This is a genomic window from Streptomyces xantholiticus, assembly GCF_014651015.1.
Lineage (GTDB): Bacteria > Actinomycetota > Actinomycetes > Streptomycetales > Streptomycetaceae > Streptomyces > Streptomyces xantholiticus.
Window position 1 is genome coordinate 332,236 of sequence record NZ_BMWB01000003.1, and the last position, 25,964, is coordinate 358,199.

Below are 25,964 nucleotides of genomic sequence, written 5' to 3' on the forward strand. Positions count from 1 at the left end.
CCCGATCCGACGCACCGTTGAGCTCGTGAAAGAGGGTGGTACGCGTGGACCGCTGCGTCGTCCTGGTGGACGCCGGCTACCTGCTGGGCGCTGCTGCCAGCCTTCTCGCCGGAGAGCCCGCGCGATCGCGGATCACCGTCGACCATGCCGCCCTCATCCAGGGCCTTCGCGAACTCGCCGAAGCCGACACCCAGCGGCCCCTGCTCCGCATCTACTGGTTCGACGGCGCCCCCGACCGCGTCCCCCAGCCCGAGCACCGCCGGCTGCGCGTGATGCCCCGCGTAACCGTCCGGCTCGGCGCTCTGACCCGCAGCGACGGCCGCTGGGCACAGAAGGGCGTCGACGCCGCGATGCACGCGGAACTCACCGAACTGGCCAGGAACCGGGCCTGCTCCGACGTGGTGCTGGTGACCGGCGACGGCGACCTGCTGCCCGGCCTGATGTCCGCCAAGGAACACGGCGTCGCCGTCCACCTCTGGGCCGTGCAGGCCGCGGACGGCGACTACAACCAGTCGGAGGACCTCGTCGCCGAGGCCGACGAACGCCGGGTGCTGGACCGGATGTGGATCACCCGGGCCGTGCAGGCCAAGGAACTCACCGGCATCTGCGCGCCCCCGCCGGTGCCCCGGCCCGAGATCGCGGCCATCCTGTCGGCGCCCCTGCCCGAGTCCGCGCTCGCCGCGGCCGCCGAGCGCGCCGAGGACGCCGTACGAGGCGCCGCCAGGACCGAGCCCACGGAGAACGGCACGGAGCCCGCGCCCGTCCCCACCAAGGGCGTGCCCACCCCCAAGGACCTCGCCGGCCTGCGCGCCCACGGCCACCACCCCGCGCCGGCCGCCGTGCCCCACCCGCCGAGCGCCACGCTGCGCTGGTCCTCCGACAAGGGCTGGATCGAACGGCCCGGCGGCGGAACGCTGGGCGAGCCTCCGGAGACCGCCTCCCTGCCGACCCTGGCCCAGCTCACCAGCGCCGAACAGCGCTGGGCCGACCGCGAGGAGGACATCACCACCGTCGGCGGCGACCCGTTCGAGGTCGGCCAGGTCTTCGCACGGCGCTGGATGGAGCGGTTGCCGGAGAACGGCCATCTGCACAAGCTGTCCACCCTGTACCCGCGCATCCCGCACCGCATCGACGGAGAACTGCTCCGCTACGCCGCCCGCTTCGGACTCCTGGCCCACAAGGACGACCAGATCGACGAACACGACCGGTACGCGATCCGGGCGGGATTCTGGCGCGAGATCGACGTACGGACGGCCGCCGAGCACGGCCCGACGGGAGAGCACCCGGGGCCCGAGGGCATCCGGGGCGGACGGACCCCGTAGTCTCGTACCTCGTGAGTACGGTGTGCCTGGTGCGGGATCTGGTCAAGACGTACCCCGCCGCGCGCGGCAGACGGGGCACGCCGGGGACACCCGAGGTGCGTGCCACCGACGGGATCAGCCTCGAAGTGCGGCGCGGCGAGATCTTCGGCCTGCTCGGACCCAACGGCGCGGGCAAGTCCACCCTGGTGCGGCAGCTCACCGGACTGATGCGCCCCGACGCGGGCAGCGTCCACGTCCTCGGCCACGACCTGGTACGCCACCCGGAGCGCGCCGCCCGGCTCATCGGCTACCTCGGCCAGGAGTCCACCGCACTCGACGAGCTGACCGTCGCCCTCGCCGCAGAAACCACCGGACGGCTGCGCGGACTGGCCGCGCGCGAGGCGCGCGTCGAGCGGGACGCCGTGCTCGAGGAACTCGGGCTCACCGGCCTCGCCGCCCGTCCCCTGAAGAAACTGTCCGGCGGCCAGCGCCGGCTCGCCTGCTTCGCCGCGACGCTCGTGGGGGAGCGGCCGGTGCTGGTGCTCGACGAGCCCACCTCCGGTATGGACCCCGTCGCACGGCGCGCCGTCTGGGCGGCCGTCGACCGGCGCCGCGCCGAGCACGGCGCGACGGTGCTGCTCGTGACCCACAACGTCATCGAGGCCGAGACCGTTCTCGACCGGGTCGCCGTCCTCGAGCACGGCCGGGTCATCGCCTGTGACACCCCCTCCGGACTGAAGGAACGGGTCGCCGGCGAGGTACGGGTCGACCTGATGTGGCGTGACCGCGCCCCCCTCGACGTGCCCGAGGTCGCAGCCCTCCGCGGCTTTGCACAGGAGTTCGGACGGCGGTGGGTCCTGCGGCTCGCGCCGGAGGAGGCGCGGGCGGCGGTCGCCGCGGTGACCGGCGGAGCGGCGTTCGCCGCGCTCGACGACTTCACACTGACCACGCCGAGCCTGGAGGACGTCTACTTGGCACTCGGAGGGAACGCGACGAAGGGGCTGGTCAAGGCGTGAGCATCGTGTCCGCGGAATCCGCCGCGGCGGTCGCCGCACGCGCAGCGGTGGCGGAGGAGGAGACCGCCGCGCCGCTCGCGCCGAGGGCCCACCTGCTACCGGCGCTGGCCGCCGTGTACCGGGCGCAGCTGTCGCGGGCGCGGGTCGCCCGCATCCCGCTGCTGTTCGTGGCGACCTTCCAGTCCGTCGGGATCATGGTGCTGATGCGGGGCGTCGTCGACGGCGGAACGGAGGCGCGGGCGGTCGTCGCCGGCGCGAGCGTACTCGTCGTCGCCTTCGTCGCGCTCAACCTGCTCGCGCAGTACTTCGGGCAGTTGCGTGCCGGCGGCGGCCTCGACCACTACGCGACGCTCCCCGTGCCGCCCGCCGCCGTGGTGCTGGGCGCGGCGGCCGCGTACGCCTCCTTCACCGTGCCGGGCACGGTGGTGACGGCGGTCGCGGGCAGCGTCCTGTTCCAGCTGCCGCTCACCCATCTGTGGGTGCTGGCCGCGGTCATCCCGCTGTCCGGTGCGGCCCTCGCCGGGCTGGGCGCGGCCCTCGGACTGCTGGCGCCTCGTCAGGAACTGGCCACACTGTGCGGGCAGCTCGGCATGTCCGCGGCGCTGCTGCTCGGCGTGCTCCCCGCCGACCGGTTGCCCGGGCCCGTCTCGTACGCGCGCGATCTGTTGCCCTCCACGTACGGGGTCGAGGCCATGGCCCGGACCTTCGACGCCCACCCGGACTGGGCCGCCGTGGGCCTCGACCTCGCGGTGTGCGGGGCGGTCGGAGTCGTCTCGCTGGCGGTCGCGACATGGGCCTACCGGCGGGCGGCGGTCCGGTGAGGCGTCGCCAGGGCAGGCCTGGCACGATGGCGGGGTGACCGCACCTCTGACGCCGCCGCACCAGCCGCACGACTCCTCGCCGGAGAGCAGCCCCTGGCAGGCGCCGCCCGCCGGGCCGGGGCCGTCCTCGATGTACGCCCACGAGTCCGCGAAGGACCAGGCCGCGGCGGCCGCGGAACTGCGGAAGGACCTGCGGGACTCCGCGCTGGTCCTGGTGGCCGTGACGCTTGCCGGCGTGGCACTGGGCCTGCTGTGGCTGTGGCTGGCGCCCCGGGTGCCGCTGATCTCCAACAGGGAGGGCGTCTTCCTCAAGGACACGGAGGGAGAGGCGGCGATCGGCGCCGACGGCACGTTCGTGTTGCTGGCGGTCGGTCTCGGTGCGCTGAGCGCGGTGGCGGTCTTCCTCTTCCGCCGGCGCGGCGGCATGGCGCTGGTCCTCGCCCTGGCGGTGGGCGGCCTGCTCGCTTCGCTGCTGGGCTGGGGCATCGGCGTGTGGTTCGGCCCGCCGCGGGACGTGGTGGCGCATGCGCGGGAGGTCGGCGAGGGGGTCACCTTCGACGCGTATCTGGAGCTGGGGGCGAAGGGGGCGTTGCTGGCGTGGTCGGTGGCGGCGATGGTGGTGCACCTGGGGTTGACGGCGCTGTTCGGGCCCCGCGACCCGGAACCCGACTGGGCTGCGCCGCCGACGCAGTGACGCTTTTCCCGCCGGGGCGCGCGGGCCGGGGCGTGCACGTGTGACGTGCGGGTGTCGTGGTGCGCTGCGCGGGGCTGCTCCCCTCCTTCCCGTCCTCCCCTACGGTGGCGGCGTGGGTGGTAACCCCATCCCGAAATCGGGGCAGGACCCGCCCCGTACCGCGCCGCGCTCGCGGTGTCCCCGATCGCCGGACGGGCTGGATTTCGCTCCGCGAAGTCAGCCCCGCCGCGTTTGGCGAGGGGTGCGGGGCCGAGCCCCGATCCACCGCGCGCACAGCGTGGCGGACGGGTCCTGCGCCGCCGCAACGGCCGACCGCGGGGGCTGCCGCTGAAGGACCGGGTGCTGCCGGTCGCGGCCGCCCGCTGCAGGGGCCGGAGGCCGACTTCGGCAAGGGCGGGCTGGGGGGCGTGGCCCCAGAGCTAGACGCGGGCGATCCGGGACAGGGTCGCGGAGGTCAGCGCGACCAGGTCCGTCGGGGAAAGCTCGACCTCCAGGCCCCGGCGCCCCGCCGACACACACACCGTCTCGTGCTCCGACGCCGACGCGTCCACCACCGTCGGCAGCAGCCTCCGCTGTCCCAGCGGGGAGATGCCGCCGCGGACGTAGCCCGTCGTGCGCTCCGCCGCCGTCGGGTCCGCCATGGCCGCCCGCTTGCCGCCTACCGCCGCCGCGAGGGCCTTCAGGTCGAGCCGGCCCGCGACGGGGACGACCGCCACGGTCAGGGCGCCGTCGACGTCCGCGACGAGGGTCTTGAAGACCCGGTCGGGGGAGACGCCGAGCGCCTCCGCGGCCTCCTCGCCGTACGAGGGCGTCGCCGGGTCGTGGTCGTATGCGTGCAGCGTGAACGGCGTTCCCGCCGCCGTCAGGGCGACCGTCGCGGGCGTACCCCCCGAGTGCTTCTTCGCCTTCTTCGCCGCGTTCTTCGCCAAGGCCAGGGCTCCTCGCGTCAGTTGGGGCTCGTCGGCCGCCATGTCAGATCCACCGCCGGCAGCGACGGCAGATGCCGCAGCACCGCCGTCTCCGCGCGCAGCAGCGTCAGTTCCTCGCGCAGCCGCGTCGCCGTGTCCGGCGCCTGGAGCAGGCGCTGCTTCGCCGGGGTGTCGAGCACAGCCGCCGCGGCGACCAGGTAGGAGACGACCGACGGCTCGTCGGGGAGTTCCGCGCCCGTCGACAGCGACCGCTCCCGTGCCCCCGCCAGGCGCTTCTGATAGCTGCGGAAGGCCCGCAGCACACCCTCCGCCAAGGTTCCCGCGCCCTCGCCCTGTTCCTCCGGGATCTCCTCGAGCTCCGCCGTCAGGAACGGGCCGCTCGCGTCGACGGACAGGAGCCTGACGCGGGTCGTCCCGGTGGCGAGCACCTCGAAGCTGCCGTCCCCGCGTTCACGGATGGTCGCCGCGTCGGCTATGCAGCCCACCCGGTGGAACGCCTGGATCGGGTCGGGGCCGAATCCGGAGGCAGGGCCGCGTTCGACGACCGCCGTCTGGTCGGGCATCCCGGGCGCGGCGGGCGCGACCTCGCGCCCGTCCCGGATGGCGACCACGGCGAAGCGCCGCGGCTCTTCCTCGTCCGTCTTCAGCAGCTCGCGCATCATGGCGCGATATCGCTCCTCGAAGATGTTCAGCGGCAGCACAAGGCCCGGGAACAGTACCGAGTTCAGCGGGAAGAGCGGCAGGCGAGCGGTGGTCACAGCGGCAAGAGTAATGGCCGGGCAACCGGGCCGGTCCTCTCCCCCCGCTCGCTCTACGGTCCGGCCGCAGTGGGAAGCGCCGCCGCGCCCAGCCGTCCACGCAGCGGTGTCGCCGCCGCGACCTCGATCCGTGCGCCGTCCCGGGTCTGGAGGAACCGGCCCAGCGGGTCCTCGGTCACCGACGACCAAGGGAAGGACGTCGCGTACGGGCCGATCAGCCGGAACTGTGCCAGCGCCTCGTCCCAGCGTCCCCGCGCCACCAGCACGTACGCGAGCAGATTGCGCACCTCGGCGGGCCACGGGTCACCGGGGCCGTACTCGCCGGAGAGCGTGACCGCGAGGTCGGCCGCCGCGTCGATCCGGTCGTCCTGCACGGAGGTCCGCGCCTCCCCGCCGAGCAGCTGGGCGAAGGCCGCCCGCACCGGCAGCGCCTGGACCAGCGAGCCGGGCAGGGCGTCCTCTGCGGCCTTCTCCGCGAAGTCGAAGCACTCGCTGTGCGAGCCGTACCACTGGGCCGAGAGGTATTTGAGCGCCGCCACATGGCAGCCGTAGTGGTGCGAGGAGCGGCGCACGGCCCGTTCCCAGAGCGACTCGAAGGCGGTGTGCGTGGCGTGCGTGCCGCGCGCGTGGTCGAGCGCGATCCGCCAGGGCACGGGGTCGCCCGGCTCGGCCTCTGCCGCCGCGTCGATCAGCGGGCCCACCTCCCGCAGCAGTTCCGGGCGGGCCGGCGACTCCCAGGCCCTGCGTACCGCGAGCTCGGCCTTGACGACGAGGGCGTCCGCGTCGTGGGGGGAGGCGGCGAGCCAGTCGCCGAGCCATGCGGCCCGGTTCCTGGCGAAGGCCGCGAGCCGCACGACGTACCGGTCGCGGTTCTCCCATTCGGCTGATTCCCGTGTGGTCGCCAGCAGCTTCGCGGCCGGTTCGTACTCCCCGACGGCAGCGGCGACCAGCGCCGGGCCGAGCCGGTCGTCGGGGGCGTCGAGCAGTACCGCCTCGGCGGGCGTGAGGCCGTCGGCGAGCCGGGGCGTATGACGGATCACGCGCGCGGTACGGATCATGGCGCGAAGCAATGACATGGTGCGGACCATTGAAAACCCGCAGGTGAGCGCCGCGCCAGGGGGACACCTGTGAAGCTTTGGTGGCAACGGAATGGTTGTCTCGACCGAAGCCAAGAGACGGTAAAGAAAATGGCTCAGCCGCGACGGAGCAGCCGGCTGGCTCCCGCCGCGACGGTGGTCGCGAGGATCCAGCCCAGCAGCACCAGAACGGCGGCCGCCCATTGCCATCCGCCCTGCAGCCGCCAGTGGCCGTCCTGGCCCAGATTGATCACCGGCACCAGCAGATCCAGGGCGTACAGCGCGGGGTTCCACTCCGGATGCTCGTCGGGCTTGATGGGCGGCGGGGCGACCTGTGCGAAGGCGATCGCTCCGGCGGCCCACAGCACCGCCATCCACAGTGCCGCCCGGCCGGGCCGGTAGCCGTACGCCACCGTCAAGTCCTGCAGGTAGCCCCACAGCTTCCCCGCCAGCGGCAGCGTCTCCCTGCGGCGGCGCTGCTTCGCCAGCAGCACCTCCCGGGCGTCGGCGTCCTCGCCGCTGTTGCGCAGCACGGTCGCGAGCCGCTCATACGGCTCCGGGGAGTACTCCGGCGTCGCGGAGGCCACCCATTCCAACCGCCGCGACAGGGGGAACTCCTCGTACGGCACCAGGTTCTCGTAGACGAAACCGCCCATCGCGAGGCCGCCGGGGCCGGGCCAGCTCGCCGCCAGGTCGATCAGCGTCACGACCTTGGCGCCGTTCAGGACGACCCGCCCCTCCTCGGGGCGCTCCGCGTTGAAACGCAGTTCGGGGGTGGAGATCCGGCGCAGCGACAGCTCCTCGCGCGGGCTCAGCACGAACCGCGCCCGCTGGAGGTCCACGGCGTCGCCGAACCGCCCGTCGTCGAGCCGGACGCCGCCGTGGCACTCGAAGGGCTGCAGCCGCGAGCCGCGCTCGGGTGTGCCGTACGACGTGGAGGTGCCGAACGGGGGAGTGGCGCCCTGGTTTCCGGTGGACACACTCACCCAGGCACCCGTCATGTAGAGGGTGCGCTCCACGCTCAGCTGCGGGGCGTTCAGCGCGCGGCGCTCCGCTGCCGCCCGCAGCCGGCTGCCCCGAAGGCTGAGCGAGACGCCGACCTTCGCGCCGCGGAGGCTGAACTCACCGTAGGTCTCTATCAGTTCGGCCTGAAGGTCCTGGGCGACCGACAGCCCGTCGGCGGTGATGGCCCGGCCCCGGCGGTCCGGCCGCACATGGATCTGGTTGATCAGCAGGTCCGTGCCGATCTGGGCGTCGGTGAGCCGGATTCCGTGATCGACGCGACAGCGCGGCAGATGGAGATCGCCTTCCGTGCGCAGCCTGGCCCCCTCGATCCGCGGGATCGCGCAGCTGACCATGCGCACCGTGGTGAAGTGCGCCTCCGGCATCAGCAGCTCGTTCTCGAACCGGCAGCCGTGCAGCTCGACGTAGGGGGCGATGCTGCCGCCGGCCAGCTTGAGGGTGCCGGTGATCTGCACCCCGCGCAGCTTGAGTGCGGCGACCCGGCCGGGCCGTGCGGCAGGACCGCTCAGCAGCAGCCGGGCCACGATCGACGCGCGGACGCTGCGTTCGGGGCCCCAGGTGAGGGCCGAGAAGGGATCGTTCAGCAGGGGATCCGTGTCGCTGAGGTCGTGCGTGCTTCCGTTCCTGAAGGCGTTCCACATGTCCAGCTCGGTCGGGCTCAGCCCGTCCGGAGGCCCGTCGTCCAGCGGCTCGGTCACTGCCGCCCCTCCGCTTCGTTGGCTCGTACAGTTGTTCTTCCCGCTGAGTGACGGCCTGAACGCTAGTGGTGATGGTCAACCCGAGATAACAGGGGTGGCGCTTTTGCGCCTCGATGAGAGGTGGTGGCCGGGAGACGGGTGGGGCATATCAGCCAGTGATACGGAAAAACAGGGGCCGGATTCGGTCTGAGAGAATTGTCTACGTGATCTCTCGAATCGATCTGCGCGGCGACGCCCTCCCCGAGGGTGGCGCTCTGCGCGACCTGCTGCCCCGTGCCGAGTTCGATGTGGAAGCCGCCCTGGAGAAGGTGCGGCCGATCTGCGAGGACGTGCATCATCGTGGCGACGCGGCGCTGATCGAGTACGCGGAGAAGTTCGACGGCGTCCGGCTCGACCAGGTGAGGGTGCCCGCCTCCGCCCTGGCCAGGGCGCTCGACGAGCTCGACCCCGAGGTGCGGGCCGCACTGGAGGAGTCCGTCCGCCGGGCCAGGATCGTGCACCGAGCCCAGCGCCGCAGCGAGCACACCACCCAGGTCGTCCCCGGCGGCACCGTCACCGAGAAATGGGTGCCGGTCGACCGCGTCGGCCTGTACGCGCCCGGCGGCCGATCGGTCTACCCCTCCTCCGTGATCATGAACGTGGTCCCGGCGCAGGAGGCGGGCGTCGAGTCGATCGCGCTGGCCTCGCCGGGCCAGAAGGAGTTCGCGGGCCTTCCGCACCCGACGATCCTCGCCGCCTGCGCGCTGCTCGGCGTCGACGAGGTGTACGCGGTCGGCGGCGCCACCGCCGTCGCGATGTTCGCGTACGGCACCGAGACCTGTGCCCCCGCGAACATGGTCACAGGCCCGGGCAACATCTGGGTCGCCGCCGCGAAGCGCTACTTCACCGGCCGGATCGGCATCGACACGGAGGCCGGTCCCACCGAGATCGCCGTCCTCGCCGACGACACCGCCGACCCGGTCCACGTTGCCGCCGACCTGATCAGCCAGGCCGAGCACGATCCCCTGGCCGCCGCCGTCCTGGTCACCGACTCCGAGGTGCTGGCCGCCGCGGTCGAGCGGGAGCTGGAGCCGCAGGTCGCCGCGACCAAGCACGTCGAGGACCGGATCAAGCCGGCGCTCAGCGGGCGGCAGTCCGCGATCGTGCTCGTCTCCGACATCGAGGACGGACTGAAGGTCGTCAACGCCTACGGCGCCGAGCACCTCGAGATCCAGACAGCCGACGCCGCCGCTCTCGCCGCCCGGGTCCGCAACGCGGGCGCGGTCTTCGTCGGCCCGTGGGCCCCCGTCTCGCTGGGCGACTACGCGGCCGGGTCCAACCACGTCCTGCCCACCGGCGGCTGTGCCTGCCACTCCTCCGGCCTGTCCGTCCAGTCCTTCCTGCGCGGCATCCACATCGTGGACTACACGCGGGACGCCCTCGCCGAGATCACCCACCACGTGGTGACGCTCGCCGAGGCCGAGGACCTGCCGGCGCACGGCGCCGCCCTCAAGGCCCGCTTCGAGTGGAAGGTGCCGGGGCAGTGACCGACCTCACCATCGACGACCTCCCCATCCGCGACGAGCTGCGCGGCAAGTCCCCCTACGGCGCGCCCCAGCTCGACGTCCCGGTCCGGCTGAACACCAACGAGAACCCGTACCCGCTGCCGGAGCCGCTGGTCGAGCGCATCGCGGAGCGGGTGCGCGACGCGGCCCGCGAGCTCAACCGCTACCCCGACCGGGACGCGGTCGAACTGCGCACCGAGCTGGCCCGCTACCTCACCCGTACCGGCGGCCACCCGGTCTCCCGCGAGAACGTCTGGGCCGCCAACGGCTCCAACGAGGTCATCCAGCAGCTGCTGCAGACCTTCGCGGGTCCGGGCCGCATCGCGATCGGCTTCGAGCCGTCGTACTCGATGCACGGCCTGATCTCGCGCGGCACCGGCACAGGCTGGATCTCCGGCCCGCGCGGCGAGGACTTCACCATCGACACCGCCGCGGCACAGGCGGCGATCGCCGAGCACCGTCCGGACGTGGTGTTCATCACCTCGCCGAACAACCCCACCGGCACGGCCGTCGACGCCGACACGGTCCTCGCCCTGTACGAGGCCGCGCAGGCGGCGAAGCCGTCGCTGGTGGTCGTCGACGAGGCGTACGTGGAATTCAGCCACCGCCCCTCGTTGTTGCCGCTGATCGAGGGCCGCCCGAACCTGGTGATCTCCCGGACCATGTCCAAGGCGTTCGGCGCCGCCGGACTGCGCCTCGGATATCTGGCGGCGCACCCCGCCGTGGTCGACGCCGTCCAGCTGGTGCGCCTGCCGTACCACCTGTCCGCCGTCACCCAGGCCACCGCGCTCGCCGCCCTCGAGCACACCGATACGCTGCTCGGGTACGTCGAGCAGCTGAAGACCGAGCGGGACCGGCTGGTCGCGGAGCTGCGGGCCATCGGCTACGAGGTCACCGAGTCCGACGCCAACTTCGTGCAGTTCGGGCGATTCGACGGCGAGGGGGCTGCCCACGCGGTGTGGCAGCAGATCCTCGACCGGGGCGTGCTGGTCCGCGACAACGGCGTACCGGGATGGCTGCGGGTCACCGCGGGCACGCCCGAAGAGAACGACGCGTTCCTCGATGCGGTTCGCGCACTGAAGAAGGAGCACAGTTCATGAGCGGCCGCGTAGGACGGGTCGAGCGCACCACGAAGGAGACCTCGGTCGTCGTCGAGATCGACCTCGACGGCACCGGCAAGGTCGATGTCGCCACCGGCGTCGGCTTCTACGACCACATGCTCGACCAGCTCGGCAGGCACGGCCTCTTCGACCTCACCGTCAAGACCGACGGCGACCTGCACATCGACACCCACCACACCATCGAGGACACCGCCCTCGCGCTCGGTGCCGCCTTCAAGCAGGCCCTGGGCGACAAGGTCGGCATCTACCGCTTCGGCAACTGCACCGTGCCGCTGGACGAGTCCCTGGCCCAGGTCACCGTCGACCTGTCGGGCCGCCCGTACCTGGTGCACACCGAGCCGGAGAACATGGCGCCGATGATCGGCGCCTACGACACGACGATGACCCGGCACATCTTCGAGTCCTTCGTCGCCCAGGCGCAGATCGCGATGCACATCCACGTCCCGTACGGGCGCAACGCCCACCACATCGTGGAGTGCCAGTTCAAGGCGCTCGCCCGTGCACTGCGGTACGCCTCGGAGCGCGACCCTCGCGCGGCGGGCATCCTGCCTTCCACGAAGGGTGCGTTGTGAGCGACGCACGCGCGGCCGCCGGGCTGCTGACGAACACGATGCCCGCGCCTTCGCTCCCCCTGCCTTCGGCGGGCGGTACCCCCGGCGCGGGCGGAGAAGCGATCGAGGAGACACGGTGACCGGCCTGTCGACCATTCTCATCGTCGTCGGGCTGTTCCTCGCCGGCGGTGTGTACTCGTTCTCCAAGCAGAAGATGCCGAAGGGGCCCGTCGTGCTGCTCGCCGGGGCCTCCGCGATGTGTCTGATCGCCGGTGTGATGCGGATTCAGGGGATCTGGGGATGACCACAACGACGCCACAGAAGAAGGTCGTCGTCTTCGACTACGGGTTCGGCAACGTCCGCTCCGCCGAGCGCGCGCTCGCCCGTGTCGGTGCCGACGTCGAGATCACCCGCGACTACGACAAGGCGATGAACGCCGACGGACTGCTCGTCCCCGGCGTCGGCGCCTTCTCCGCCTGCATGGACGGCCTGAAGAAGGCCCGCGGCGAATGGATCATCGACCGCCGGCTGTCCGGCGGACGCCCCGTCATGGGCATCTGCGTCGGCATGCAGATCCTCTTCGCCCGCGGCATCGAGCACGGCGTGGAGACGGAGGGCCTCGACGAGTGGCCCGGCACCGTCGGACCGCTCCAGGCCCCCGTCGTGCCGCACATGGGCTGGAACACGGTCGAGGCCCCCGCCGGCAGCCGGCTCTTCGCCGGCGTGGACGACGACGCCCGGTTCTACTTCGTGCACTCCTACGCGGTGCACGAGTGGGGTCTGGAAGTCACCAACCCGGCCATGCGCGCACCCCAGGTCACCTGGGCCGAGCATGGCGAGCGGTTCGTCGCCGCCGTGGAGAACGGTGCCCTGTGGGCCACCCAGTTCCACCCCGAGAAGTCCGGCGACGCCGGCGCCCAGCTGCTAACGAACTGGATCGAGACGCTCTGATGCCGAAGCTTGAACTCCTTCCCGCAGTCGACGTCCGCGACGGTCAGGCCGTCCGCCTCGTCCATGGCGAGTCCGGTACCGAGACGTCCTACGGCTCGCCCCTCGAGGCCGCGCTCACCTGGCAGCGCGCCGGAGCCGAGTGGCTCCACCTCGTCGACCTGGACGCCGCCTTCGGCACCGGCGACAACCGCAAGCTGATCGCGGAGGTCGCCGGGGCCATGGACATCAAGGTCGAGCTGTCCGGCGGCATTCGCGACGACGCGTCGCTGGAGGCCGCGCTCGCCACCGGCTGCCGCCGCGTCAACCTCGGCACCGCGGCGCTGGAGACCCCCGAGTGGGTCGCCAAGGTCATCGCGGAGCACGGCGACAAGATCGCCGTCGGTCTCGACGTACGCGGCACGACACTGCGCGGCCGCGGCTGGACCCGCGACGGCGGCGACCTGTACGAGACCCTCGCCCGCCTCGACTCCGAGGGCTGCGCCCGGTACGTCGTCACCGACATCGCCAAGGACGGCACCCTCCAGGGCCCCAACCTCGAGCTGCTGAGGAACGTCTGCGCCGCCACCGACAAGCCGGTCGTCGCCTCCGGCGGTGTGTCCAGTCTCGACGACCTGCGGGCCCTCGCCTCCCTGGTCACCGACGGCGTCGAGGGTGCCATCGTCGGCAAGGCCCTGTACGCCAAGGCGTTCACGCTCGAGGAGGCCCTCGCGGCGGTGTCCGAATGACCGGTTCCGTACGCCGGCTGAACTCCGGCGGCCCCTGGGAGGAGTCCTTCGGCTACTCCCGCGCCGTCCAGCTCCCGAACGGGCTGGTCCTGGTCTCCGGCTGCACGTCGATCGTCGGCGGCGAGATCGCCGCCGGCAGCCCGTACGAGCAGACGGTCACCGCCTTCGGCGTGGCGATCGACGCGCTGAAGCAGCTCGGGCTGGGCGCCGAGGACGTCGTGCGCACCCGGATGTACATCACGCACGCCCGCGACGTGGACGAGGTCGGGCGCGCGCACAAGGAGATCTTCGGCGCGGTCCGGCCGGCCGCGTCGATGCTCGTGGTCTCCGGCTTCGTCGACCCCTCGCTGGTCGTCGAGGTGGAGGTCGAGGCGTACCGGCCGGCCGGAACCGATGGAGATGCCGAATGACCCTCGCGGTACGGGTGATCCCCTGCCTGGACGTCGACAAGGGCCGGGTGGTCAAGGGCGTCAACTTCCAGAACCTGCGCGACGCGGGCGACCCCGTCGAGATGGCCAAGCTGTACGACGCGGAGGGCGCCGACGAGCTGACGTTCCTCGACATCACCGCCTCGTCCGGCGACCGGGAGACCACCTACGACGTGGTGCGCCGCACCGCCGAGCAGGTCTTCATCCCGCTCACCGTCGGCGGCGGCGTGCGCAGCGCCGAGGACGTCGACAAGCTGTTGCGCGCGGGCGCGGACAAGGTGGGCGTCAACACGGCGGCGATCGCACGCCCCGAACTGATCCGCGAGATCGCCGAGCGGTTCGGCCGCCAGGTGCTGGTGCTCTCCGTCGACGCCAGGCGCACCCCACAGGGCTCCTTCGAGGTGACGACGCACGGCGGCCGCAGGGGCACCGGCATCGACGCCGTCGAATGGGCCCACCGCGCCGCCGAGTTGGGGGCCGGGGAGATCCTGCTGAACTCCATGGACGCCGACGGCACCAAGGACGGCTACGACACCGAGATGATCGCCGCCGTCCGCAAGCACGTCACGGTCCCGGTGATCGCCTCCGGCGGCGCCGGCCGGCTCGCCGACTTCCCGCCGGCCGTCGGCGCGGGTGCGGACGCGGTGCTCGCGGCGTCGGTGTTCCACTTCGGTGACCTGCGGATCTCGCAGGTCAAGGAGACGCTGCGGGAGGCGGGCCACCAGGTCCGCTGAGGGTTTGTGACCGACCCGGCCGCCGCGCGGCCGGGTCGGCAGGACCGGTGGACCTGCCGATGTGCCGGGTTCCCGGCGCGCCGCCTCGCGCCCGGCGACCGTGCCGCGGTCCTGCTCTCCGCCGGCGGGCCGGTAGCCGCGACGCCTCCACCGGCCGGCCGCGGCTACGGCTCGGACCGCTCGACGACACCGCCGCCGGAGCGCTGCTCGACCCGCTGACGGACCGGGCGGACGCCCGTCGTACGGGGCGAACTGCGCGGGTGGGCAGCGGGGAACCGGCGGCTGCCGGCCGCGGTCCAGTGCTCCTGCCCCTGAGGCCGTACCGGCGCGTTGCTGGACCGTGATGAGAAGAATGCCGCAAAACCCTGGGTACCGACCGGGCGGTATGCCATTCTGCGAACGTCAGGTAGATCCGGCGGCTGCGTGTCCCGCGCCGCGCCGGAGCGAGCCGACTCCTGGTGGAGGCCGCCCATGTCGAATCTCGTACGTTCGCGCGTCAGGGCAGTGCCCGCGACACACGCGGCTCTGCCCCGCACCCGCTCCCTGCTGGACGCGGAGGCGATCGCCGTACTGCACCGTGCGGCGCAGGTTCTGCTGGACGACGTCGCCGGTCTGACCACCGCCCTGGTCGGCGAGCTGCGCCGACAGGAGCCCGCCTACCGGGCGGCGATCGAGGCCGACGAGTCCGAGGTGTGGCAGGAGGTCCACCAGTCGCTCCTGCACAACGTGGCCTCCCTGATCCGTCCCCGGGAGTGCCGGGACATCGCCCGGCGCACCTCGCGGATGATCGGCGCCTCCCGTGCCGAGCAGGGTGTCCCGCTCGACGCGGTGCTGCACGCGTTCCGCATGGGCGGTGCGATGGTGTGGCAGGGCCTGGTGGACGAGACCGCGCGGCGCCACCCCGAGGACATACGGCTGCTCGTCCATGTCGCGGCGGACGTCTGGAATTTCGTCGACGAGCACTGTGCCATCGTCGCCGACGCCTACCGGGAGGCCGAACGCCGGATGGCGTGGCGCCGCGAGAACCGCCTGCGGCTGACGACCGCGGCACTGCTCGACGGGACGGCCCGCATCACCGACCTGCCCGACGCGTCGGCGCTGCTCGGCGTCCCGGAGGACGGCCGCTTCGTGGTGATCGCGGCCGTCGCGCCCCGTCCGCACTCGGCCGGCCCGCCGGTCACCCTCCCGCCGGGCACACCCGTGGTGTGGCACCCCACCCCGGAGGCGGAACTGGGCATCGTGCATCTGGCGGCCGAGGGGCGGGGGGCAGGCGCCCGGCCCCTCGACGGCCTGGCCGACGCCCCGGAAGGCGAAACGCGCGCCGCGGGCCCTGTGGACCCCGCCGCGCTCGCTGCCCAACTGCGCGCCGCACCCGGCGTACGGGTGGGCATCGGCTCGGAGGTCATCGGGCTCGCCGCGATCGGCGAGGGCCGAAGGCTCGCCGGCACCGCGCTGCAGGCGTGCCCCCGCAGCGGCGGTGTCGTGCTCCTCGACGACCACCTTCCCGCCGCCGTCGTCGTCTCCTCCCCGAACCTCGGCCGGGCGCTCGCCGAGCGCGTGCTGGGCCCGTTGTACGGGATCGACCCCGCCGACCGCGACCTCCTCGTCGAAACCCTCAGGGCCTGGCTCGACGCCGAGGGCTCCGCCCAGCGCGCGGCCACCCGGCTCTACTGCCACCGCAACACGGTCCTCAACCGGCTCCGCCGCTTCGAACAGCTCACCGGCCGCTCGCTGTCCCGGCCGTCCGACGTCGTCGAGGTCTCGCTCGCCCTCACCGCTCGCCGACTGCTGGAGTCCTGAGGCAGTCGGGGTGTGCCGCCGCACACCTCGCACGGCCCCGGCCTGTGCGCCGGCACCGAAGCCGGGCCGATCGCTGTACGCAGCACCGGCCCCATGGGTGACGTATCCGGTAGGTCGTCCCATGTACACCCCCGCCGGGCCGTCGGGCCAGGGCGGCCGGGGGCGCCCCCGGCCGGGCCGTCGGGCCAGGGCGCCCGGGGGCGCCGCTCGATCGCCGGCGAGATGCGCCTGGCGCGCCGGGCGGTCGCCGCCGTCGGAGCCCTCCCCGTGTTCGTCCCGACACAGACCTGCGGACGCAACCCGCAGGTGCTGCTCTCGTTCTGGCTCGCCGCGGCCGCCTCCGTGCTGCCGCCGGTGCTCCTGTACGCGCTGTTCCACCCACACTTCACGGCCGCCGGGGTGCGCTGGGCGGTGTACGGGACGCTGCCGCTGATCGCCGTGGTGACGGCCTGCTCACCGGCCGCCTCCGGCAGGCCGGCCTCGCTCTTCCCCGACCGTGACTTCCCTGGTTCCCGCTCCAGATCCCGGGCTGGGCCGGTCACCGTCCCGGCCGGCTTCCTGCTGGCCGTGGTCGGCTCGAGACACGGTGGACGGGCCCCGTGTCCCAGGTCGTGCCCCGGGACACGAACGAGCCGTCCGCCGAGTGGGCACAGGGCCGCTGACCGCCCGGAGGGCGGGTGGAGGCTAGAACCCGAGCGTGGTGTCGCGCAGCCGGGCGACCGCGTCCTTCTCGCCGTCCAGGTCGACCCGCGCCGCCTCCTGCCGGCCGAACGCGAACAGGGTCAGTTCGCCCGCCTCGCCGGTCACCGTCACCACCGGAGTGCCCTTGTGGGCCACCACCGTCTGGCCGTTGGACCTGCGCAGCACCAGCCCGACGGGGCACTTGCGGCAGAGCAGCCGGGCGGCCTTCTCGAGTCGCGACCACAGGACGTTCTCGAAGACACGGTCCAGGGTGCGCGGAGTCCACTCCGGCTGCGCCCGCCGTACGTCCTCCGCGTGCACGAAGAACTCCACCGTGTTCGCGGCCTCGTCGATCTGCTTGATCCCGTACAGGGACATCCGCGGCGGTCCGGTACGGATCAGGTGGACCAGCTCGTCGTACGGCTTCGCGGCGAGCTCGGCCTGGATCCGCTCAGCCCTCTCCTTGAGAGCGCGGAGCAGTATCCCGCCTGCCGCATCGGGCCGCCGCTCGCGCATCACCACATGGGCGGCGAGTTCCCGGGCCCGCCAGCCGTGGCACAGGGTCGGCGCGTCCGGGCCGACCGCCTCCAACAGGTCCGCGAGCAGTAGCCGTTCACGCTTGGCATGGGTCGACATGGCCGTCAGCGTACGGCGGGGGCAACGGGTCCGCCCAGTGGACGCACCGCCCGTCCACCGACTTCGGCACGGCACAATGGCGGTATGACCAGCAGTGTCCCCGCCAGTAGCCTCGACCCGGCCGTCGCCGCCCGCCTCAAGCGGAGCCCCGACGGGCTGATTCCCGCCATCGCCCAGCAGTACGACACCGGTGAGGTGCTGATGCTCGGCTGGATGGACGACGAGGCGCTGCACCGCACCCTGACCACCGGCCGCTGCACCTACTGGTCGCGCAGCCGTCAGGAGTACTGGGTGAAGGGCGACACCTCGGGTCACGTCCAGCACGTCAGGTCCGTGGCCCTGGACTGCGACGCCGACACCGTCCTCGTCAAGGTCGACCAGGTCGGTGCCGCCTGTCACACCGGGGCCCGCACCTGCTTCGACGCCGACGTACTGCTGGACAAGTAGGGTCTGGCGCCATGGATCCCGAGACGTTCCGCAAGCTCGCCGCCGACCGCCGCGTCATCCCTGTCAGCCGCCGGCTTCTCGCGGACGGCGACACCCCTGTCGGGCTGTACCGCAAGCTGGCTGCGGAGCGCCCCGGCACGTTCCTGCTCGAGTCGGCGGAGAACGGCCGCTCCTGGTCGCGCTACTCCTTCATCGGCGTACGTTCCGACGCGACGCTGACCGTCCGTGAGGAGCAGGCGCACTGGCTGGGCAACCCGCCCGTCGGCGTCCCGCTCGACGGCGATCCGCTGCACGCCCTGCGGGAGACCGTCGAGGTCCTGCACACTCCGCGCGACCTCGCCTCCGGGATGCCGCCCTTCACCGGCGGCATGGTCGGCTACCTCGGCTACGACATCGTGCGGCGGCTGGAGAGGATCGGCCCGGGCGAGCGCGACGACCTCGAGCTTCCCGAGCTGACCATGCTGCTCACCTCCGACCTCGCGGTTCTCGACCACTGGGACGGCACGGTCCTGCTGATCGCCAACGCGATCAACCACAACGACCTCGACACCGGGGTGGACGAGGCGTACGCCGGCGCCGTCGCCCGCCTCGACGCCATGGAGGCCGACCTGGCGCGGCCGCTCGCCTCCTCGCCGGCCGCGCTGCCCGCCTCCGAGCTGCCGGAGTTCTCCGCGCTGTGGGGTGGCACGGACTACCAGGCGGCCGTCGAGGACATCAAGGAGCGCATCCGGGCCGGCGAGGCCTTCCAGGTGGTGCCCTCGCAGCGGTTCGAGACCCCGTGCACGGCGAGCGCGCTGGACGTCTACCGCGTCCTGCGGGCCACCAACCCGTCGCCGTACATGTACCTCTTCCGCTTCGACGGCTTCGACGTCGTCGGCTCCAGCCCCGAGGCACTGGTCAAGGTCGAGGACGGGCAGGCCATGGTCCACCCCATCGCCGGCACCCGCCCGCGCGGGGCCACGCCCCAGGAGGACCACGACCTCGCGGAGGAGCTGCTCGCCGACCCGAAGGAGCGCGCCGAGCACCTGATGCTCGTCGACCTCGGCCGCAACGACCTGGGTCGCGTCTGCGAGCCCGGCAGCGTCGAGGTCGTCGACTTCATGTCGATCGAGCGGTACTCCCACGTCATGCACATCGTCTCCACCGTCACCGGAAGGGTGGCGGACGGCCGCAGCGCCTTCGACGTGCTCACCGCCTGCTTCCCCGCGGGCACTCTCTCCGGTGCGCCCAAACCGCGCGCCATGCAGATCATCGACGAGCTCGAGCCCTCGCGTCGCGGGCTGTACGGCGGCGCCGTCGGCTACCTGGACTTCGCGGGCGACTCCGACACCGCCATCGCCATCCGCACCGCCCTGCTGCGCGACGGCACGGCGTATGTGCAGGCCGGAGCCGGTGTCGTGGCCGACTCCGACCCGGTCGCCGAGGACACGGAGTGCCGCAACAAGGCCGCCGCGGTGCTGCGCGCCGTCCACACCGCCAACCGCCTGGGTGATCGGACGGGCGGTAAGGGATAGTGGGGCGCGTGAGCGCTGTACCCGTACCCCAGCCCCGAGCCGCAGCCGCGACGGCCGCCACGAGCAGCCGCCGCAGCCTGGCCGCCGCCCTGTTCCTCGGCGCCGCCGGCGCGACCGTCGTCCTGCTCGCCGCCGGCCGGATCTGGGCAGAGGGCGCCGCGTCGGTCGGCGGCGGATCCGTCTCCCTCGACGCCAGCGGCTCCGACGTCACCGGCGTGCCCACTGCGCTCGCCATCGTCGGCCTGGCCGCGCTGGTCGCCGTCTTCGCGGTGCGCCGAGCCGGCCGGCTCCTCGTCGCCGCGCTGCTGTCCCTGAGCGGCGCCGGTGTCGCCACGGCCGCGCTCCTCGGCGCGTCGGACACCGGCGCGCTCGACGCGGAGGCCGCCCGCACCACCGGCGACGCGGCCGCCACCGTCGAGGCGCTCTCGCACACGATCTGGCCCTACGTCACCGCAGCCGGCGGTGTGCTGATCCTTCTCGCCGGACTCCTCGCCCTCCGGTACGGCCGAGCCTGGCCGTCCATGTCGGGCCGCTACGAACGAGACGGCAGCCCCCGCGCCCGCCAGGAGCGCCCGGTCGACCCCGACCGCCCCGAGGACCTGTGGAAGGCCCTGGACCGCGGCGAGGACCCGACACGCGAGGGATGACCCTGATCGGGTCCTGATCCGACCCCAGGTCGGCGCCCATCCCGGCGTACGGAAGAATGACAGCGAGCGTCCGGCTCAGCACGAGCACCGGCTCACGACATCGCACTGGAAACGAGGAGCAACTCATGGCGGGCAGCAGCCACGGACACACCCCGGCCGCCTGGACCGGCAGCATCATCGCCTTCATCGGCTTCTGCGTCGCAGGCGTCTTCATGGTGGCGAACAGCCCGGCGGGCTTCTGGGCCGGCTTCGCCCTCATCCTGCTCGGCGCGGTCGTCGGCGGCGCGATGAAGATGGCCGGCCTCGGCACGCCGAATGAGTCCGACGAGGTGCTGGAGGCCCGCGACCGCGCGGCTGCCCGGGAGCGCGCGGCGGTCTGACCCGGCAGAGCAGATGTCGCACGACGGCGCAGCCCGGTTCGACCGGGCTGCGCCGCTGCCGTTGAACGTGGACAATCACCGCGTGGACGCCACGCCTTCTTCCCCCACCCCCCGCCCCGCCCAGGGAGCGCCCGCCGGGCCGCCCGCCCCGGCGGACAGGCCTCCGGCCGGTCCGGCTGCCGCGTCCGGCGCCCGCGGCGGCCCTCCCGCGGGTCCGGCCGCCGCGTCCGGCGCCCTGGGCCGGGAGGCGACGCCCGCCACGGCCTCGCACGGCAGACCCGCCCCGGTGGGGCCTCCTGCGCCGGGCGCGCCGGCCGACCGGGCCGGCGTACCGCCCCGGCACGCGTCCATCGGGCCCGGGGCGCGGGGCGGCGCTGCTGCCGGTACGGGCCGGGAGGGCGGTCCCGTCGGCCGGGCTCCGGCGCCCGCCCCGGCCGGGGCCCGGGGCGGACGGGGCCCGGCAGACGGGTCCGCCACGCTCCGCGCGCCACACGCGTCCCCGGCGCGACGCCTGGCCGCGCCGCTCGGCGTGATCGCCGGTGTTGCGGCTGCCTTCGCATACGTCGGGACCGTCGATCCGAACGAACCCGGCCACTACCCCGTCTGTCCGCTGCTGCGCATCACCGGCATCTACTGCCCCGGCTGCGGCGGACTGCGCAGCGCCCACGCGTTCATCCACGGCGACCTGGCCACCGCGTTCGGCGCCAACGCCGCCGCCACGGTCGGCTACGCCGTGTTCGCCGTCGTGTGGGTGGTGTGGCTGATTCGCGCCCTGCAGAACCGTCCGCTGAGGATCGGTCTCTCCACCGGTTGGTGGTGGGCGGCGGGCGGTGCGCTGATGATCTTCAGCGTGGTGCGGAACCTGCCGTTCGGGTCCGCGCTCGCGCCATGAAGTCCCAGGTAGTGGGACAGGCACCCACCGGATGCGATCCCTGGGCGCTGCTGCGGATACCATCGAGATGGCTGATCCTGTTCCATCAACACCGTCCCGGAAGGGGGCCGCTCGCGTGAGTGTGCTCGACGAGATCATCGAAGGTGTGCGCGCCGACCTGGCAGAGCGGCAGGCGCGTGTCAGCCTCGACGAGCTCAAGGAGCGCGCCGCCAAGGCTCCCGCGGCCAAGGACGGCGTCGCCGCGCTCCGCGGCGAAGGCGTCAAGGTGATCTGCGAGGTCAAGCGCTCCAGCCCGTCCAAGGGCGCGCTCGCCGCGATCGCCGACCCGGCCGGGCTCGCCGCCGACTACGAGGCGGGCGGTGCGGCCATCATCTCCGTGCTCACCGAGGAGCGCCGCTTCGGCGGATCGCTGGCCGACCTCGAGGCCGTGCGCGCCAAAGTCGACATCCCGGTGCTCCGCAAGGACTTCATCGTCACCGCCTACCAGCTGTGGGAGGCGCGGGCGTACGGCGCCGACGTCGTGCTGCTGATCGTCGCCGCGCTCGACCAGGAGGCCCTGGTCTCGCTGATCGAGCGGGCCGAATCGATCGGGCTGACCCCGCTGGTCGAGGTGCACGACGAGGAGGAGGCCGAGCGCGCCGTCGACGCCGGGGCGAAGATCATCGGCGTCAACGCGCGTGACCTCAAGACCCTCAAGGTGGACCGCTCCACCTTCGAGCGGGTCGCCCCCGAGATCCCGGCCCATATCGTCAAGATCGCCGAATCGGGTGTGCGCGGCCCGCACGACCTGATCGCCTACGCCAACGCCGGCGCCGACGCCGTTCTCGTCGGCGAGTCCCTGGTGACCGGTCGCGACCCCAAGTCGGCTGTCGCCGACCTGGTGGCCGCGGGGGCGCACCCGGCGCTGCGGCACGGTCGGAGCTGAGCCGGACATGACCGCTGCCTGCCGCCGCTCCGAACCGCTCGCGGCTACGCCCGCGTACGCGGGAGCGGCGTCCGGAGCGCCCCGCGATCCGTATGCGCGCCTCGCCCGTGGCTGCCGCCCGCGCGGCTGCCGGGCACCGGCGCGGCGGGTGCACGGGCGGCGCGTGCGGTACGTGATCGGGGACGAGCCGGGGCAGGTCAACGGCATGCGATGGCGCGGCGCGCCTGCGCGCACCGGCCACTAGGCCGTTTCCTGCGGGTCTGCTTGTCCCTACCCCGCTCTTTCCCGTAACCGGGGGCTTCTTCCTCGGGCCCGGTGGCCTGGGGGACCCATCCCGTACCCGCGCCTCGAACGCGGCAGGGCCGGCTGCATGTGCAGCCGGTCCGCGGGTACTCCTCCCACGCCTGGCGGCGTGAGAGGTGCCCCTAGGGCTCCGGCCGTAGGGGGAGTCCGAGGACACCGCGCGGAGCGCGGTACGCCGCCCGCAGGGCGGTAAGGGTCCGGACGGAGCCCGGTTCGGCAGGGTGGGGCAGGAAACGGCCCCGCGCAGCGGCCCCGTGCGCGCACTTCGCCCCCATACCCGACACGTCCCGGGGCCCCGCCCCGACAAGGGAGAACCGTCGCCATGTCCAGCGACTACTTCATTCCTGACCCGGAGGGTCAAGTTCCCAACGCCGACGGCTACTTCGGTGCCTTCGGCGGCAAATTCATCCCCGAGGCCCTCGTCGCCGCCGTCGACGAGGTCGCCGTCGAGTACGACAAGGCCAAGTCCGACCCGGCCTTCGCCGCCGAGCTCGACGCGCTCATGGTCGACTACACGGGCCGCCCCAGCGCCCTGACCGAGGTGCCCCGGTTCGCCGAGCACGCCGGCGGCGCGCGGGTCTTCCTCAAGAGGGAGGACCTGAACCACACCGGTTCCCACAAGATCAACAATGTGCTGGGCCAGGCCCTGCTCACCAAGCGGATGGGCAAGACCCGCGTCATCGCGGAGACCGGCGCCGGGCAGCACGGCGTGGCAACCGCCACAGCCTGCGCCCTCTTCGGCCTCGACTGCACGATCTACATGGGTGAGATCGACACCCAGCGGCAGGCGCTGAACGTCGCCCGGATGCGGATGCTCGGCGCCGAGGTCGTCGCCGTGAAGTCCGGCAGCCGCACCCTCAAGGACGCCATCAACGAGGCGTTCCGCGACTGGGTGGCCAATGTGGACCGCACCCACTACCTCTTCGGCACGGTTGCGGGCCCGCACCCCTTCCCCGCCATGGTGCGTGACTTCCACCGCGTCATCGGCGTCGAGGCCAGGCGCCAGATCCTCGAGCGGGCGGGGCGCCTGCCCGATGCGGCCGTCGCCTGCGTCGGCGGCGGGTCGAACGCCATCGGCCTGTTCCACGCGTTCATCCCGGACGCCGGCGTCCGGCTGGTCGGCTGCGAGCCCGCCGGCCACGGCATCGAGACCGGTGAGCACGCGGCGACCCTGACCGCGGGCGAGCCGGGCATCCTGCACGGCTCCCGCTCCTACGTCCTCCAGGACGACGAGGGCCAGATCACCGAGCCGTATTCGATCTCGGCCGGCCTGGACTACCCCGGCATCGGCCCCGAGCACTCGTACCTGAAGGACTCGGGCCGCGGCGAGTACCGCGCGGTCACCGACGACGCGGCGGTGCAGGCCCTGCGGCTGCTCTCCCGGACCGAGGGCATCATCCCGGCCATCGAGTCGGCGCACGCGCTGGCCGGCGCGCTCGACCTCGGCCGTGAGCTCGGCAAGGACGGGCTGATCCTGGTCAACCTCTCCGGCCGGGGCGACAAGGACATGGACACCGCCGCCCGCTACTTCGGGCTGTACGACACCGACGCCCGGGTGGAGGCCGACGCGTCGGCCGACAACGGCGCCGCCGAGATCCAGGGGGACGCGAAGTGAGCGGCAACATCGAACTGCTGAACAGTGCCCTCGCCGCGGCGAGGAACGAGAACCGGGCGGCGCTCATCGCGTACCTGCCCGCCGGTTTCCCGACCGTGGACGTCGGCATCGAGGCGGTCAAGGCCGCGTTCGACGGCGGCGCAGACGTGGTGGAGGTCGGGCTGCCGCACAGCGACCCCGTCCTGGACGGCCCGGTCATCCAGACCGCCGACGACATCGCCCTGCGCGGCGGCGTCAGGATCGCGGATGTGATGCGTACGGTCCGTGAGGCGCACGAGGCCACCGGCAAGCCGGTCCTCGTGATGACGTACTGGAACCCGATCGACCGCTACGGCGTCGAGCGGTTCACCGCCGAGCTGGCCGAGGCGGGCGGCGCCGGGTGCATCCTGCCCGACCTGCCGGTGGAGGAGGCCGGGCTGTGGAGGGAGCACGCCGAGAAGCACGGCCTCGCCACCGTCTTCGTCGTCGCGCCGAGCAGCAAGGACGCCCGCCTCGCCCGGATCACCGCAGCAGGCTCCGGCTTCGTCTACGCGGCGTCGCTCATGGGTGTCACCGGCACCCGTGAGTCGGTCGGTGAACAGGCTCAGGACCTGGTGCGCCGCACCCGCGCCACGACGGACCTTCCGGTCTGCGTGGGCCTCGGTGTGTCGAACCCGGCGCAGGCCGCGGAGGTCGCGGCCTTCGCGGACGGTGTGATCGTCGGCTCGGCGTTCGTCAAGCGGATGCTGGACGCCGCCGACAACGACGCGGCCGTCGCCGCCGTACGGGAACTGGCAGGCGAACTGTCCCGGGGGGTGCGCGGTACGGCGTAGCTCGTACGAGTGGATCAGTGACCGGGGAGGCGCGCCCGCGCCTCCCCGGTTCGTTTGCGGGGTGTGAGCGAGAACCAAGAGCGAAGGCGGGTCGCCCGCGAGCGACTCCAGCAGGAACGGGCGCGGGACAAGGCACGCGAGAAGCGCCGGAGGACCCTGATCGTGGCGTCGGCCGTCGTGGGCGTGCTCGGGCTGGCCGCGGTGGTCGGTCTGATCGCGGCCAACAGCGGCAAGGAGGACGGTGGCGCCACGGAGGCCGGGCCGCTGCTCGCGCCGAGCGGCGTACAGGGCGAGGAGCAGGTCGCCATCCCGGTCGGCGCGACGGACGCCCCGTCCACCCTCACCGTGTGGGAGGACTTCCGCTGCCCCGCCTGCGCCCAGTTCGAGAACGCTCTGCGGGACACGATCCACGAGTTGGAGCAGGCCGGCCAGATCAAGATCGAGTACCACCTCGCCACCATCATCGACGGGAACATGGGCGGCAGCGGCTCCCTGCGCGCGGCGAACGCGGCGGCGTGCGCCCAGGACGCCGGAAAGTTCGCCCCGTACCACGACGTGCTCTACATGAACCAGCCGCCGGAGCCGGACGACGCCTTCGCCGACAACGGCAGGCTGATCGAGCTCGCGGGCAAGGTCGAGGGCCTCGACACGCCCGCGTTCCGCAGCTGTGTGGATGAGGGCAAGCACGACGTCTGGGTCAAGAAGTCGAACGACGCCTTCCAGGCGGGCGGCTTCCGCGGCACCCCGACCGTCCTGCTCAACGGAGAGTCGATCTTCCCGACCAAGGGCAAGGAGCAGATCTCCGTCGCCAACTTCAAGAAGTGGGTCAAGGAGGCGAACGAGAACAAGCCGCCGGGCAGCGAGCGCCCGGCCGCACAGGGCGGGGACGGGAGCACGAGCCCGGAGGCGTCGGCCTCCTGACGCGGGACACACACGGGCGGG

At 72.8% G+C, this 25,964-nt stretch carries 29 protein-coding genes; 24 read left to right on the forward strand and 5 right to left on the reverse strand.

From position 1 onward, the window contains the following. Positions 1 to 35 precede the first annotated feature (35 nt). The 4 genes from IE198_RS08020 to IE198_RS08035 are packed head-to-tail and all read left to right on the forward strand — an operon-like array spanning position 36 to position 3,832. Positions 36 to 1,322 (forward strand): NYN domain-containing protein, encoded by a 1,287-nt coding sequence (locus IE198_RS08020; RefSeq protein WP_189884190.1) that lies wholly within the window; start codon positions 36 to 38, stop codon positions 1,320 to 1,322. 29 nt (positions 1,323 to 1,351) lie between these two features. Continuing rightward, on the forward strand, positions 1,352 to 2,317 hold the full coding sequence (locus IE198_RS08025) for an ABC transporter ATP-binding protein (RefSeq protein WP_189884407.1): 966 nt from the start codon (positions 1,352 to 1,354) through the stop codon (positions 2,315 to 2,317). Continuing rightward, entirely contained in the window at positions 2,314 to 3,138 is an 825-nt protein-coding gene (locus IE198_RS08030) for an ABC transporter permease (RefSeq protein ID WP_189884192.1), read from the forward strand. The genes IE198_RS08025 and IE198_RS08030 overlap by 4 nt, the downstream gene beginning before the upstream one ends. A 34-nt stretch (positions 3,139 to 3,172) precedes the next feature. Further along, a complete protein-coding gene (locus IE198_RS08035) occupies positions 3,173 to 3,832 on the forward strand; it encodes an ABC transporter permease (protein ID WP_189884194.1) in 660 nt (219 codons plus the stop codon). A 419-nt stretch (positions 3,833 to 4,251) separates the two neighbouring features. On the opposite strand, the gene ybaK is transcribed toward IE198_RS08035, so the two are convergent. The 4 genes from ybaK to IE198_RS08055 form a co-directional block, all read right to left on the reverse strand. Further along, positions 4,252 to 4,803 (reverse strand): Cys-tRNA(Pro) deacylase, encoded by a 552-nt coding sequence (gene ybaK, locus IE198_RS08040; protein WP_189884196.1) that lies wholly within the window; start codon positions 4,801 to 4,803, stop codon positions 4,252 to 4,254. Then, a complete protein-coding gene (locus IE198_RS08045; protein ID WP_189884198.1) occupies positions 4,779 to 5,519 on the reverse strand; it encodes an LON peptidase substrate-binding domain-containing protein in 741 nt (246 codons plus the stop codon). The genes ybaK and IE198_RS08045 overlap by 25 nt, the downstream gene beginning before the upstream one ends. Positions 5,520 to 5,572: 53 nt before the next feature. Further along, positions 5,573 to 6,607 (reverse strand): hypothetical protein, encoded by a 1,035-nt coding sequence (locus IE198_RS08050; protein WP_189884200.1) that lies wholly within the window; start codon positions 6,605 to 6,607, stop codon positions 5,573 to 5,575. 104 nt (positions 6,608 to 6,711) lie between these two features. Further along, positions 6,712 to 8,316 carry an oxidoreductase gene (locus tag IE198_RS08055; protein WP_189884202.1) on the reverse strand — a complete coding sequence of 535 codons (1,605 nt, stop codon included), beginning with the start codon at positions 8,314 to 8,316 and terminating at the stop codon, positions 6,712 to 6,714. 203 nt (positions 8,317 to 8,519) lie between these two features. On the opposite strand from IE198_RS08055, the gene hisD reads away from it, so the two are divergent. The 10 genes from hisD to IE198_RS08100 all read left to right on the forward strand — a co-directional run bounded on the left by hisD (position 8,520) and on the right by IE198_RS08100 (position 16,170). Then, positions 8,520 to 9,842 (forward strand): histidinol dehydrogenase, encoded by a 1,323-nt coding sequence (gene hisD / locus IE198_RS08060; RefSeq protein WP_189884204.1) that lies wholly within the window; start codon positions 8,520 to 8,522, stop codon positions 9,840 to 9,842. Beyond that, on the forward strand, positions 9,839 to 10,960 hold the full coding sequence (locus IE198_RS08065; RefSeq protein WP_189884205.1) for a histidinol-phosphate transaminase: 1,122 nt from the start codon (positions 9,839 to 9,841) through the stop codon (positions 10,958 to 10,960). The genes hisD and IE198_RS08065 overlap by 4 nt, the downstream gene beginning before the upstream one ends. Then, complete coding sequence (hisB, locus tag IE198_RS08070) at positions 10,957 to 11,553, forward strand: imidazoleglycerol-phosphate dehydratase HisB (protein ID WP_100106664.1); 597 nt, start codon at positions 10,957 to 10,959, stop codon at positions 11,551 to 11,553. The genes IE198_RS08065 and hisB overlap by 4 nt, the downstream gene beginning before the upstream one ends. Then, a complete protein-coding gene (locus IE198_RS36070) occupies positions 11,550 to 11,672 on the forward strand; it encodes a hypothetical protein (protein ID WP_268246464.1) in 123 nt (40 codons plus the stop codon). Before hisB ends, IE198_RS36070 begins: the two co-directional genes overlap by 4 nt. Further along, positions 11,669 to 11,836: a CG2302 family histidine operon protein gene (locus IE198_RS08075; protein WP_189884207.1), complete on the forward strand. Its 168-nt coding sequence runs from the start codon at positions 11,669 to 11,671 to the stop codon at positions 11,834 to 11,836. Before IE198_RS36070 ends, IE198_RS08075 begins: the two co-directional genes overlap by 4 nt. Next, the gene (hisH, locus tag IE198_RS08080; RefSeq protein WP_189884209.1) at positions 11,833 to 12,483 is read left to right on the forward strand and encodes an imidazole glycerol phosphate synthase subunit HisH; all 651 of its coding nucleotides are present in this window, start codon (positions 11,833 to 11,835) and stop codon (positions 12,481 to 12,483) included. The genes IE198_RS08075 and hisH overlap by 4 nt, the downstream gene beginning before the upstream one ends. Further along, on the forward strand, positions 12,483 to 13,208 hold the full coding sequence (gene priA, locus IE198_RS08085) for a bifunctional 1-(5-phosphoribosyl)-5-((5-phosphoribosylamino)methylideneamino)imidazole-4-carboxamide isomerase/phosphoribosylanthranilate isomerase PriA (protein ID WP_189884211.1): 726 nt from the start codon (positions 12,483 to 12,485) through the stop codon (positions 13,206 to 13,208). Before hisH ends, priA begins: the two co-directional genes overlap by 1 nt. Beyond that, positions 13,205 to 13,618 carry a RidA family protein gene (locus IE198_RS08090; protein WP_189884213.1) on the forward strand — a complete coding sequence of 138 codons (414 nt, stop codon included), beginning with the start codon at positions 13,205 to 13,207 and terminating at the stop codon, positions 13,616 to 13,618. Before priA ends, IE198_RS08090 begins: the two co-directional genes overlap by 4 nt. After that, complete coding sequence (gene hisF / locus IE198_RS08095) at positions 13,615 to 14,370, forward strand: imidazole glycerol phosphate synthase subunit HisF (protein ID WP_189884215.1); 756 nt, start codon at positions 13,615 to 13,617, stop codon at positions 14,368 to 14,370. Before IE198_RS08090 ends, hisF begins: the two co-directional genes overlap by 4 nt. 471 nt (positions 14,371 to 14,841) lie before the next feature. Beyond that, positions 14,842 to 16,170 carry a PucR family transcriptional regulator gene (locus tag IE198_RS08100; protein WP_189884217.1) on the forward strand — a complete coding sequence of 443 codons (1,329 nt, stop codon included), beginning with the start codon at positions 14,842 to 14,844 and terminating at the stop codon, positions 16,168 to 16,170. Between the two features lie 684 nt (positions 16,171 to 16,854). Here IE198_RS08100 and IE198_RS08105 read toward each other — a convergent pair. Beyond that, positions 16,855 to 17,487 (reverse strand): TIGR03085 family metal-binding protein, encoded by a 633-nt coding sequence (locus tag IE198_RS08105; protein ID WP_189884219.1) that lies wholly within the window; start codon positions 17,485 to 17,487, stop codon positions 16,855 to 16,857. A gap of 84 nt (positions 17,488 to 17,571) precedes the next feature. Between IE198_RS08105 and hisI the strand changes: the two genes are divergently transcribed. From hisI to IE198_RS08150, 10 genes are all read left to right on the forward strand, one after another. After that, the gene (hisI, locus tag IE198_RS08110) at positions 17,572 to 17,934 is read left to right on the forward strand and encodes a phosphoribosyl-AMP cyclohydrolase (protein WP_100106657.1); all 363 of its coding nucleotides are present in this window, start codon (positions 17,572 to 17,574) and stop codon (positions 17,932 to 17,934) included. 11 nt (positions 17,935 to 17,945) lie between these two features. After that, positions 17,946 to 19,448 carry an anthranilate synthase component I gene (locus IE198_RS08115; protein WP_189884221.1) on the forward strand — a complete coding sequence of 501 codons (1,503 nt, stop codon included), beginning with the start codon at positions 17,946 to 17,948 and terminating at the stop codon, positions 19,446 to 19,448. After that, a complete protein-coding gene (locus tag IE198_RS08120) occupies positions 19,448 to 20,095 on the forward strand; it encodes a TIGR02234 family membrane protein (RefSeq protein ID WP_189884223.1) in 648 nt (215 codons plus the stop codon). The genes IE198_RS08115 and IE198_RS08120 overlap by 1 nt, the downstream gene beginning before the upstream one ends. Before the next feature lie 125 nt (positions 20,096 to 20,220). Beyond that, entirely contained in the window at positions 20,221 to 20,475 is a 255-nt protein-coding gene (locus IE198_RS08125) for an HGxxPAAW family protein (protein WP_189884225.1), read from the forward strand. 529 nt (positions 20,476 to 21,004) lie between these two features. Next, positions 21,005 to 21,367 carry a DUF2752 domain-containing protein gene (locus tag IE198_RS35050; protein ID WP_373299797.1) on the forward strand — a complete coding sequence of 121 codons (363 nt, stop codon included), beginning with the start codon at positions 21,005 to 21,007 and terminating at the stop codon, positions 21,365 to 21,367. Between the two features lie 115 nt (positions 21,368 to 21,482). Beyond that, a complete protein-coding gene (gene trpC, locus IE198_RS08135) occupies positions 21,483 to 22,292 on the forward strand; it encodes an indole-3-glycerol phosphate synthase TrpC (protein WP_189884228.1) in 810 nt (269 codons plus the stop codon). Between the two features lie 7 nt (positions 22,293 to 22,299). Beyond that, a complete protein-coding gene (gene trpM / locus IE198_RS36310; RefSeq protein WP_373299798.1) occupies positions 22,300 to 22,536 on the forward strand; it encodes a tryptophan biosynthesis modulator TrpM in 237 nt (78 codons plus the stop codon). A 381-nt stretch (positions 22,537 to 22,917) separates the two neighbouring features. Further along, the gene (gene trpB / locus IE198_RS08140) at positions 22,918 to 24,210 is read left to right on the forward strand and encodes a tryptophan synthase subunit beta (RefSeq protein WP_189884230.1); all 1,293 of its coding nucleotides are present in this window, start codon (positions 22,918 to 22,920) and stop codon (positions 24,208 to 24,210) included. Then, positions 24,207 to 25,022, forward strand: a complete 816-nt coding sequence (gene trpA / locus IE198_RS08145) for a tryptophan synthase subunit alpha (RefSeq protein ID WP_189884232.1) — start codon at positions 24,207 to 24,209, stop codon at positions 25,020 to 25,022. Before trpB ends, trpA begins: the two co-directional genes overlap by 4 nt. Positions 25,023 to 25,085: 63 nt before the next feature. Further along, positions 25,086 to 25,943 (forward strand): DsbA family protein, encoded by an 858-nt coding sequence (locus IE198_RS08150; RefSeq protein WP_189884234.1) that lies wholly within the window; start codon positions 25,086 to 25,088, stop codon positions 25,941 to 25,943. Positions 25,944 to 25,964: the final 21 nt, after the last annotated feature.